General features: G+C 69.6%; 11 protein-coding genes. 4 read left to right on the top strand and 7 right to left on the bottom strand.

Features of this window, described 5'->3' with window-relative positions:
• Nucleotides 1-121: 121 nt before the first annotated feature.
• The 6 genes from ung to KVT45_RS41495 all read right to left on the bottom strand — a co-directional run bounded on the left by ung (nt 122) and on the right by KVT45_RS41495 (nt 5,654).
• Complete coding sequence (gene ung / locus KVT45_RS41520; protein ID WP_217554620.1) at nt 122-805, bottom strand: uracil-DNA glycosylase; 684 nt, start codon at nt 803-805, stop codon at nt 122-124.
• Between the two features lie 93 nt (nt 806-898).
• A complete protein-coding gene (locus tag KVT45_RS41515; protein ID WP_217554618.1) occupies nt 899-2,473 on the bottom strand; it encodes an ABC transporter substrate-binding protein in 1,575 nt (524 codons plus the stop codon).
• Between the two features lie 287 nt (nt 2,474-2,760).
• Nucleotides 2,761-3,522 carry an SDR family oxidoreductase gene (locus tag KVT45_RS41510; protein ID WP_217554616.1) on the bottom strand — a complete coding sequence of 254 codons (762 nt, stop codon included), beginning with the start codon at nt 3,520-3,522 and terminating at the stop codon, nt 2,761-2,763.
• A 22-nt stretch (nt 3,523-3,544) separates the two neighbouring features.
• Nucleotides 3,545-4,306: a 3-oxoacyl-ACP reductase FabG gene (gene fabG / locus KVT45_RS41505; protein ID WP_217554615.1), complete on the bottom strand. Its 762-nt coding sequence runs from the start codon at nt 4,304-4,306 to the stop codon at nt 3,545-3,547.
• A 137-nt stretch (nt 4,307-4,443) separates the two neighbouring features.
• A complete protein-coding gene (locus tag KVT45_RS41500; protein WP_308311023.1) occupies nt 4,444-4,893 on the bottom strand; it encodes a DUF3037 domain-containing protein in 450 nt (149 codons plus the stop codon).
• Nucleotides 4,890-5,654 (bottom strand): HipA family kinase, encoded by a 765-nt coding sequence (locus KVT45_RS41495; RefSeq protein ID WP_217554614.1) that lies wholly within the window; start codon nt 5,652-5,654, stop codon nt 4,890-4,892. Before KVT45_RS41495 ends, KVT45_RS41500 begins: the two co-directional genes overlap by 4 nt.
• A 503-nt stretch (nt 5,655-6,157) precedes the next feature.
• On the opposite strand from KVT45_RS41495, the gene KVT45_RS41490 reads away from it, so the two are divergent.
• Both KVT45_RS41490 and KVT45_RS41485 read left to right on the top strand, forming a co-directional pair.
• Nucleotides 6,158-7,087, top strand: a complete 930-nt coding sequence (locus KVT45_RS41490) for an SDR family NAD(P)-dependent oxidoreductase (protein WP_217554613.1) — start codon at nt 6,158-6,160, stop codon at nt 7,085-7,087.
• Nucleotides 7,084-7,884, top strand: coding sequence for a helix-turn-helix transcriptional regulator (locus KVT45_RS41485; RefSeq protein WP_217554612.1), 801 nt, complete (start codon nt 7,084-7,086; stop codon nt 7,882-7,884). Before KVT45_RS41490 ends, KVT45_RS41485 begins: the two co-directional genes overlap by 4 nt.
• Nucleotides 7,885-7,984: 100 nt before the next feature.
• On the opposite strand, the gene KVT45_RS41480 is transcribed toward KVT45_RS41485, so the two are convergent.
• The gene (locus KVT45_RS41480; protein WP_217554611.1) at nt 7,985-8,344 is read right to left on the bottom strand and encodes a VOC family protein; all 360 of its coding nucleotides are present in this window, start codon (nt 8,342-8,344) and stop codon (nt 7,985-7,987) included.
• 153 nt (nt 8,345-8,497) lie between these two features.
• Here KVT45_RS41480 and KVT45_RS41475 point away from each other — a divergent pair, with 153 nt between their 5' ends.
• Nucleotides 8,498-9,460, top strand: a complete 963-nt coding sequence (locus KVT45_RS41475; protein WP_217554610.1) for an SDR family oxidoreductase — start codon at nt 8,498-8,500, stop codon at nt 9,458-9,460.
• Nucleotides 9,457-9,954, top strand: coding sequence for a Rieske (2Fe-2S) protein (locus KVT45_RS41470; protein ID WP_217554609.1), 498 nt, complete (start codon nt 9,457-9,459; stop codon nt 9,952-9,954). The genes KVT45_RS41475 and KVT45_RS41470 overlap by 4 nt, the downstream gene beginning before the upstream one ends.
• Nucleotides 9,955-9,957: the final 3 nt, after the last annotated feature.

The following is a 9,957-nucleotide window of genomic DNA, read 5'->3' as shown; positions in this document are numbered from 1 at the left end:
TTCCACCGTCCTGACGCTATGCGGTACCCGAAATGTCGATCAAGGCCTGTGCTGATCGACATCTCAAACACGGCCTAAGGGGTTGCCCCCCGGTCGGCTTCGAGGCGCCCTCTGTACTTGCTCAGCCCAGGTCGGGAATCCGCCAGTCGATCGCCTCGTGGCCCTGGGCGGCGACCGCCTCGTTGATCTGGGTGAACGGGCGGGTGCCGAAGAACTTCGCGGCGGAGAGCGGGGACGGGTGCGCGCTCTGGATCACCACGTGGCGGGTCTCGTCGATCAGCCGGGCCTTCTTCTGCGCGTAGCCGCCCCAGAGGACGAAGACCGCCGGGTCGGGCCGCTCGGCGACGGCACGGATCACCGCGTCCGTGAACTTCTCCCAGCCCTTGTTCTTGTGCGAGTTGGCCTCACCGGCGCGGACCGTGAGGACCGCGTTGAGCAGCAGCACGCCCTGCCGGGCCCACGGCATCAGATAGCCGTTGTCCGGCACCTCCAGGCCCAGCTCCTCCTTCATCTCCTTGTAGATGTTCCGCAGCGACGGCGGGGTCTTCACGCCAGGCCGGACGGAGAAGCACAGGCCATGGCCCTGGCCCTCGCCGTGGTACGGGTCCTGGCCGAGGACGAACACCTTGACCTGGTCGTACGGCGTCGCCTCCAGCGCGGCGAAGACCTCCTCGCGCGGCGGGTAGACGGGGCCCTTCGCCCGCTCCTCCTCGACGAACTCGGTCAGCTCCTTGAAGTAGGGCTGCTGAAGCTCGTCACCCAGAACCCCGCGCCAGGACTCGGGCAGCATGGCGATGTCGGTCACGTCAACGTCCTCACGAATTGCGGTCACTTGCAGATCCTGCTGATACCGGAAAACCTACAGGCGACCACTGACAACCGGTGCCGGACGGCCGTTTCACCAGCTGGTCTTGCGGTGCAGCTCCCACATCATCATGATCGTCGACGGGTCGAGCGCCCGTTCGCCGCCGGAGATGTCGTCGCTGGCCGCGATGTACTGCCGCCCCTGCCACAGCGGGATCAGCCGGGCGTCGTTGACGAGGATCTGCTGCGCCTCCTCGAACTCCTTGACGACCTCGCCGCGGTCGCTCTCGCGGCGCGACTCCGGCAGCAGCTTGCCGGTGATCACGGGTGACGGGTAGGGCGTGCCGAGGGCGTTCTGCTCGCCGACGAAGGGGGCGATGAAGTTGTCGGCGTCGGGGAAGTCCGGGAACCAGCCGCGGCCGAACACCGGGTACTCGCCCTTCTGGTAGCCGACCACATAGGTCTTCCAGGGGCGGCTCCTGAGGGTGATCGTGAACAGCCCGGAGTCGTCCAGCTGCTGCTTGAGCTGCTGGAACATCTGGCCGGTCTCGGAGCCGTAGCGGTCGGTGGTGTACCAGAAGGTGAGCGGGACGCGCTGGGTGATGCCGGCGTCGGCGAGGATCTTGCGGGCCTTGGAGGTGCTGGGGTCGCCGTAGTCGTCGAAGAAGTCGGTGGTGTGGCCGGTCAGGCCCGCCGGGACCATGGAGTACAGCGGGTCGACGGTGTCCTTGTAGACCGTGTGGGCGATCGCGGAGCGGTCGACGAGCTGGGCGACGGCCTTGCGCACGGCGGGCAGCTTGGCCCACGGGTCCTCGGGGTTGAACACCAGGTAGCTGATGTCGGTGCCGGTGCCGTCGATCAGCTGGAGGTCGGTGCTGCGGTGCGCCTCCAGGGCGACGATGTCGGAGGCGGCGAGACCGCGGTAGGTGACGTCGATGTCCCCGGACCGCAGGGCCTTGACCATGGTGGCCGAGTCCTGGAAGTAGCGGATGGTCACCGCGTCGTTCTGCCGGTCGGCGAAGCCCTGGTAGTTGTCGTTGCGGACCAGCTCGGCCCGCTTGCCGTCGTCGTAGGACTTGAGGGTGTACGGCCCGGAGCCGTGCACGGAGTCGCCCTTGCGCAGCGTGTGGGCGGGGTAGTCGTCGGGGTCGACGATCGACATGGCCGGGGTGGCGAGGACGAACGGGAAGGTGGTGTCGGCCTTGTTGAGGTGGAAGACCACCTCGCGGTCGCCGATCACCTGCACCCGGTCGAGGCTGCCGAGCAGTCCGGCCGGGCCGCTGGGCGCGTTGATGCTCCGGATCCGGTCGATGGAGTACTTGACGGCCTGGGCGTCGAGCTTGTCGCCGTCGGCGAACTTCAGGCCGGAGCGCAGTTCGCAGCGGTAGGTGCGGTCGCCGGAGTCCGTGAAGGCGCACTTCCGCGCGGCGTCCGGCTGGGGGGTGGTGGCGCCGTCGGGGTAGGCGAGCAGCGTCTGGTAGACGTTCCGGAACAGCTCCCAGGAGCCGTCCCACGATCCCGCCGGGTCAAGGGTGCTGGGGGCGCTGGTCGTCCCGACGACGATCGGCCCGCTGTTGCCCGTACTGCTGGAGAACACACCGCATCCGGCCACCAGGGATATGGACGCGAGCGCGGCAACTCTTCGCAGACCTCGGTTCCGGTTGAACACGCGCACACTCCTCGATCCGCCGTACCAGGGGTCGGCGGCAGACCATACCGCAGCGTTGCGCGCCTTGAAGTACCCCGGAAACACGGGCGTTGATCGAATGTGCTATGACGACGTTGTCATGGTGCTGTGCGGATGTTGTGCGGCCACCCGGGCGTCGTTTTCGTCGTTCCTGTGGCGAAATATCTGTGCGGAAATGTCCGTGCAGAAATTTCGTCGCTGAGCTTCCGTGCCGAATTCTCGGCGACGAAGACGACGCCCGGAGACGGGCCGGCGGACCCGTGGTGCCGTCAGGCCATGCCGGCGTTCAGGAAGATGCCGCCGTCGACGACGAGCGTCTGGCCGGTGATCCAGTCGGACTGCTCCGAGGTGAGGAACGCGGCGGCGCCGCCGATGTCGGAGGGCACGCCGAGCCGCTTGAGCGGGTAGCCCGCGGAGGCCTCCGCCTCCCGGCCCTCGTAAAGGGCCTCGGCGAACTTGGTCTTGACGACCGCGGGGGCGATCGCGTTGACCCGGACGCCGGGGGCGAACTCGTGTGCCAGCTGCTGGGTCAGGTTGATCATCGCGGCCTTGCTGATGCCGTACGCGCCGATGAACGGCGAGGCCGACAGGCCGGCGACGGAGGCGATGTTGACGATGGCGCCGCCGTTGTCCTTCTGCCAGGCGTGCCAGGTCTTCTGGGCGAAGCCGAGGGCCGAGACCACGTTGGTCTCGAACACCTTGCGGGCCACGTCCAGGTTGACGTCGGCGATCGGGCCGAACACCGGGTTGGTACCGGCGTTGTTGACCAGGTAGTCGACGCGGCCGAAGGCCGCCATGGTGCGCTCGACGACCTCGCTCTGGTGGGCCAGGTCGTGCGCCTTGCCTGCGATGCCGATGACGCGCTCGGCGCCGAGGCTCTCGACGGCCTCCTTGAGGGCGTCCTCGTTGCGGCCGGTGATGGCGACGCGGTCGCCGCGGGCGATCAGCGCCTCGGCGACGCCGTAGCCGATGCCTCGGCTCGCGCCGGTGATGACGGCGACCTTGCCGGACAGCTCGGGCAGTTCAGTCATGTCGGTGTTCCCCAGTGATCTTCTAGTCGAGCGGTCCGCCGGCCACGTACAGCACCTGGCCGGAGACGAAGCCGGCGGCCTCGTTCGTGAAGAAGGCGATGGCGTTGGCGATGTCCTCGGGCTCGCCGACGCGCTGCACGGGGATCTGGGTGGCGGCGGCGGCCTTGAACTCCTCGAAGCCCATCTTGACGCGCTCGGCGGTGGCCTTGGTCATCTCGGTGGCGATGAAGCCGGGGGCGACGGCGTTGGCGGTGATGCCGAACTTGCCGAGCTCGATGGCGAGGGTCTTGGTGAAGCCCTGCAGACCGGCCTTGGCGGCGGAGTAGTTGGCCTGGCCGCGGTTGCCGAGCGCCGAGGAGGAGGACAGGTTGACCACACGCCCCCAGCCGGCCTCGACCATGTGCTGCTGGACGGCCTTGGTCATCAGGAAGGAGCCGCGCAGGTGCACGTTCAGGACCGTGTCCCAGTCCGACGCGGACATCTTGAACAGCAGGTTGTCGCGGAGCACACCGGCGTTGTTGACCAGGATGGTCGGGGCGCCCAGCTCCTCGGCGACCCGCGCGATCGCGGCGGCCACCTGAGCCTCGTCGGAGACGTCGGCGCCGACCGCGATCGCCTTGCCGCCGGCGGCGGTGATCTTCTCGACGGTGTCCTTGCAGGCGGCCTCGTCGAGATCGATCACGGCCACCGCGCGACCCTCGGCGGCCAGTCGTACGGCGGTGGCGGCGCCGATACCGCGCGCGGCACCGGTGACGACGGCCACCCGCTGCTCAGTGCTGGACATTGCTGTTTCTCCTCGCCCTTGAGAACACCTGATCGAGAACCCGGCCGAACAGTGAGCGACCGCTTAGTACCTTCGACAGACGTGACGCTAGAAGCCCTGGCACGCGGTGTCAACGCTGCACCGCGCGGTGTGATCCATTACCTCACCAGGAGGTCCAGCAACCGCTCCGTCTCGGCGTCAGGGTCAAGGGTGAGCCCGGTGTGCACGGGGCCCGGCTGTACCACGGTGGAGCGGGGCGCGACCAGCCAGCGGAAGCGCCGCCCCGGATCGTCGCCGGCCGCGTGCCCCGCCGCCGCCCCGCCCGCGCAGACGCCCTCCACCGCCCCGAGCGCGGCCCGCACCCCCGCCACGTCCGCGTCCGGGTCCAGGGCCTGCAGCCGGGCCTCGTCGAGATGGGTGCGGGCGCCGACGTAGGTCTTGGCCCGGCAGTACACGATCACGCCGGCGTTGATGTACTCGCCGCGCTCCACGCGGGGCACGACGCGCAGCAGGGCGTACTCGAAGACGTCGCGGTCACCGCCCTGACCGGCCCGGGTGATGTGGCGCTCGGTCACATGTCCCGCCATGTAGATATGGGTCTCGCTCACTTGGCCCCCTCGATGCCGGTGATGCGTTCGTGGATGACGGCGGCCCGGGCGAGCAGCGGCCGCGCATAGGTGCGCCGCAGTTCGTCGGGGGTGTCGAAGCCGGGCTCGGCGGCGAGCCAGACGTCCGGGATCTCGGCGGTCACCTCGGCGAGCAGGTCCTCGGTGACCCGGGGCGCCAACTCGGCGGCGGCCGCCCGGACGTCGGGGCCGAACCCGCTCAGCGCGTGGTCGGCGGCGTCGTACGGGCGGGCGGCGGACGTCTGCGCCGACGGCCAGTTGTGCTGCCAGATCATGGTGGCGCCGTGGTCGATGAGCCACAGGTCGCCGTGGTGGACCAGCAGGTTGGGGTTGCGCCAGGAGCGGTCGACGTTGTTGATCAGCGCGTCAAACCAGACGATCCGCCCGGCCTCCTCGGGGCTCACCGCGAAGGCGAGCGGGTCGAAGCCGAGGGCACCGGACAGGAAGTCCATGCCGAGGTTGGTGCCACCGCTGCCCCGCAACAGGTCCTGCACCTGCTGCTCGGGTTCGCCGAGCCCCAGAACGGGATCCAGTTCGACGGTGACCAGCCGGGGCATCCGGAACCCGAGCCGGCGCGCGAGTTCACCGCAGACGACCTCGGCGACCAGCGTCTTCCGGCCCTGCCCCGCACCCGTGAACTTCATGACGTACGTCCCGAAGTCGTCGGCCTCGACGAGCCCCGGCAGCGAGCCCCCCTCACGCAGGGGCGTGATGTAGCGGGTCGCGGTGACTTCTCGCAGCATTTTCCCAGGCCATCCAGCTTCTCAACCATGCAATCGACGACCGGGGCTGTCAGGAGCAAGACGGGCGGGTCCTCCCCGGCAGCCCGTGGACGGCGATGCGCCCCTTGCTTCCGGCCTCCGGCATGAAGTGAGCATAGTAACCGAGCGTGACAGCTCGCCAGGAACCCCCGACCCTCGCGCCCAAGTCGCCGCACGGCCCGATCCCGCCTGACCTGACGGCGAATTCGCCCGTACGGACGCCCTACGGCAAGGAGGGGTCGAAGCGGTCCGCCACCTGCCGGTCAGAAGCCCGCGCCGGCTCTCCGCACCCCAGGCCGACGGCGTGATCCGCCGGATCCACGGGCGGCGGCCGACGCCTGCCCGACCGGTCCGTGCCCGTCGGTGCCACCCCGCGGCATCCATGACTTCGACGCATACCACCTGTTCCCAAGTCTCGTTGGCGTCATGGTCACCGGGGCTCCTACGGTGAGTGGGTGGAACCACCGTTTCAAGAGGAGTTCGGCATGATCACCACTCCCTTCGGCTTCTCCAGCACCGCGGCCGAGGTGGTCGCCGGCATCGACCTCTCCGGGCGCCGCGCACTGGTCACCGGGGCGTCCTCCGGGCTCGGGGCGGAGACGGCGCGGGTACTGGCCTCGCGGGGTGCGGAGGTCACCCTCGCCGTGCGGGACACGGCGGCCGGTGAGCGGGTGGCCAAGGACATCGGCTCCGCGACCGGCGGCGAGGCGCTTCGTGTCGCCCGTCTGGACCTGGCCGACCCCGCGTCGGTGGCCGCGTTCACCGCGGCCTGGCACGGCCCGCTGGACATCCTGGTAAACAACGCGGGCGTCATGGCCTGCCCCGAGCAGTACACGCCGCAGGGCTGGGAGCTGCAGTTCGCCACCAACCACCTCGGCCACTTCGCCCTGGCGACCGGTCTGCACGGGGCGCTGGCCGCGGCGGACGCCGCCCGCATCGTCGTCGTGAGCTCGACCGGCCACCAGCGTTCCCCTGTCGTCTTCGACGACCTGCACTTCGGCTTCCGGGCCTACGAACCGTGGGCCGCGTACGCGCAGTCCAAGACCGCGAACGTGCTCTTCGCGGTCGAGGCCACCCGCCGCTGGGCGGCCGACGGCATCACCGCCAACGCCCTCATGCCGGGGGCCATCGTGACCAACCTCCAGCGGCACATCGGGGGCAGCAGCGGACGGGTGGCGGCCGATCAGATGAAGACGGTGGAGCAGGGCGCCGCCACCTCGGTGCTCCCCGCGGTCTCACCGCTGCTGGACGGGGTGGGCGGGCGTTACTTCAACGACTGCAACGAGGCCGAGGTGGTCGACCGGCGCACCGGCACGCTGCACGGCGTCGCCCGGTACGCCGTGGATCCGGAGAAGGCCCGCCGGCTGTGGGACGTCTCCGAGTCCCTGCTCGCCGACGCCGTCGGTGCCTCATGACCGATCTGGTCCAGCGCGACGAACTCGGCGCCTTCCTCCGCGCCCGGCGGGAGGCGACCGATCCGGCGGCGGCAGGCTTCCGGTCCGGGCCGCGGCGCCGCACACCGGGGCTGCGCCGCGAGGAGCTGGCGCAGCTCGCCGGGCTGAGCGTCACCTGGTACACATGGCTCGAACAGGGCCGCGACATCAGCGTGAGCAGGCAGGTCATCGAAAGCCTGGCCCGCGCGCTGCGGCTCTCCGGACCGCAGCGCGCGCATCTGTTCACGCTGGCCGCTCTGGTGCCGCCGCCGGCGGGTCCGGGGCCCGCGAAGGTCGATCCCCTCCTGGAGCGGCTGGTGCGTGAGCTGCTCCCGAAGCCCGCCTACGTGATGAACCCGTGGTGGGACCTGCTGGCGTACAACGACGCGTACGCCGAGCTGCTCGGCGGCCTCGACCAGCGGTCGGCGGACGAGCGGAACATCCTCTGGATCACCTTTGCCGAGTCGCGCGGTTCGGGACTGTTCGTCGACTGGCTCGGCGAGGCGCGTTCCCTCGTCGGCCAGTTGCGGGTGGCCCTCGCCCGGTATCCCGACGATCCGCGCGGCCCCGCGCTCCTCGAGTCGATGCTGAATTCCTCCGAGGCGTTCCGCGAGCTGTGGGACGAGCGGAGCGTCAGCGGATTCACCGCCGCCCGCAAGGAGCTCCGGCACCCACGGCTCGGCCGCATCGACCTGGACTATCTGAAGCTGTCGGACGCCCATGACGAAAAGCTTTCCCTGATAGTCTTCCTGCCCGCCCAGGAAAGCGGCTCCGAGTAACCGAACACGACAGAGACGACTGAATAAGACAGAAACAGCGGGCGGGTTTCCACAGCCCTATTGAAACCCGCCCGCTGTCGCCTTTCAGCCCCTCCGTGGCTTATTCGGCGGAGTCTTTCTGGAAGCATTCGAAGACGTTCCCGTCGCGGTCCCGCACGATGGTGCGAGTGCCTCCGCCGGACGCGGCAGGCCCGTCGAGCACCTCGCCGTCCGCGCCGACGAACGCCCCGACGGCGGCGTCGAGGTCGTTGACATGCAGGGTCGCGGCCCGCCGCAGCCTCTCCAGGACCGCCGCGTCGCCCTCCATCAGCAGGAAGGGCCCGACCACCGCGACCTTGACGGCCGGGAATTCCAGAACAGCAGGCTCGTCCACTCCGGACAGCGCTTTGTAGAGCGGCAGCGCGGTCGCCATCTCCGACACCTCGACGCGAGCCGATACCGAGTCGATCAGATTTCTCATGCCTGCCACGCCAGACACACCATGACTGCTTTTCAACGCGATATCCGGGCGCCGATGACACCAGCATAATCGACACCCACCCCCACGGCCGCGCGCATTCAATCCGTACCGCATTCTGGTATTCGGAGACAGCGACCATTCAGGAGAGAGAAAATGACGAACCGACCGCGGGTGGCACTGGTCACCGGAGCCACGCAGGGACTCGGGCTGGCGCTGTTGGAGGGGCTGGCGGAGCGTCTGGGCGCCGGCGACATCGTCTACGCCACCGGCAGGGACCGCGACGGGCTGGCCCGGATCACCGCGGGTCTCGCGGACTCCGGGGCGGAGGTGCGCGGCGAGTTCTTCGACGTCGCGGACCCGGACCGCGCCGAGGAACTGGCGGCCGCCCTGACCCGGCGTCACAGAGGCGTCGACATCGTCTTCAACAACGCCGTCATGCGGGTCGGGCCCGACGACGACCCCCGTGCCGTCGTCGACCACTACGCGGAGGTCAACAACTTCGGCACCACACGGGTGTTGCGGGCCTTCGCGCCGCGCCTGCGGGACGGCGGCAGGCTGGTCGTGGTGACCAGCGCCCTCGGCACGCTCTCCTACCTGGCGCCCGTGCTGCACGGCCGGTTCGACGGGCTCGCCACGCTGGACGACGTCGACCGTTCGGTCGCCGCCTGGCGTGACGCCGTACGGGACGGCAGCGCGTTCGCCGGTCCGTGGCCGGCCTTCGTCAACATCCCTTCCAAGATCGGCCAGGTGGCGGCCGTGCGCACGCTCGCGAGGCAGCGGCGCGCCGACGACCTGCCGCGTGACGTCCTCATCGCCGCGGTCTGCCCCGGAATGATGAACACCCCCACCTCCCAGGCGTGGTGGGACGTGAGCGACGCGCCGACCCCGGAGCGGGCGGCCCGGTCGCGGTGCCCTTTCGTCCGGCGTGACGGTGCCGTGCGTCGCCTGCTCCGCTGCGGCGCAGGTCAAGACCGACAGCGAACCGACAGCGCCGTTTTACCGAAGCCTCATGTCCAGGTGGTCACTATCTGGATGCCGTCTGAACAGGTGGTGCCCGAAGACCGTACCCCTGGACAGATCCACGAGAAGCTCCGCGGAAGGGAACCCCTCACATGACCAGCGCACCGCTCACCCCCTCAGCCGGACCGGGCCGCCGTACCGTCATGGCGGCAGCCGGAGCGGCGGGGCTCGCCGCCGCGCTGACCGCGTGCGGGTCGTCGGACGACGGCTCGTCGAGCACGACCACCACGAACAACAACGCGGGTGGCTCCACCACCCAGGACAGCAACGGCTCGGCGGGCGGCTCCACGGCCGCGGCCGGCGGCACCGCGCTCGCCAAGACCACGGACATCCCCGAGGGCGGCGGCACGATCTACAAGGACCAGTCCGTGGTCGTGACCCAGCCGACGTCGGGTACGTACAAGGCGTTCTCGACCAAGTGCCCGCACGCCGGCTGCGCGGTGACGAGCATCGCCAACGGCGAGATCGTCTGCCCCTGTCACGGCAGCAAGTTCGCCATCGCGGACGGCAGCGTGAAGCAGGGCCCGGCGACCACGGGTCTGACGGCCGCGAACATCACGGTCTCCGGCGACCAGATATCGCTGGCCTGATCC

This window comes from Streptomyces sp. GbtcB6, from assembly GCF_019091475.1.
Taxonomy (GTDB): Bacteria; Actinomycetota; Actinomycetes; order Streptomycetales; family Streptomycetaceae; genus Streptomyces; species Streptomyces hyaluromycini.
The sequence above is the reverse complement of the archived record's forward strand: the minus strand, read 5'-3'. Positions and strand labels throughout refer to the sequence as shown.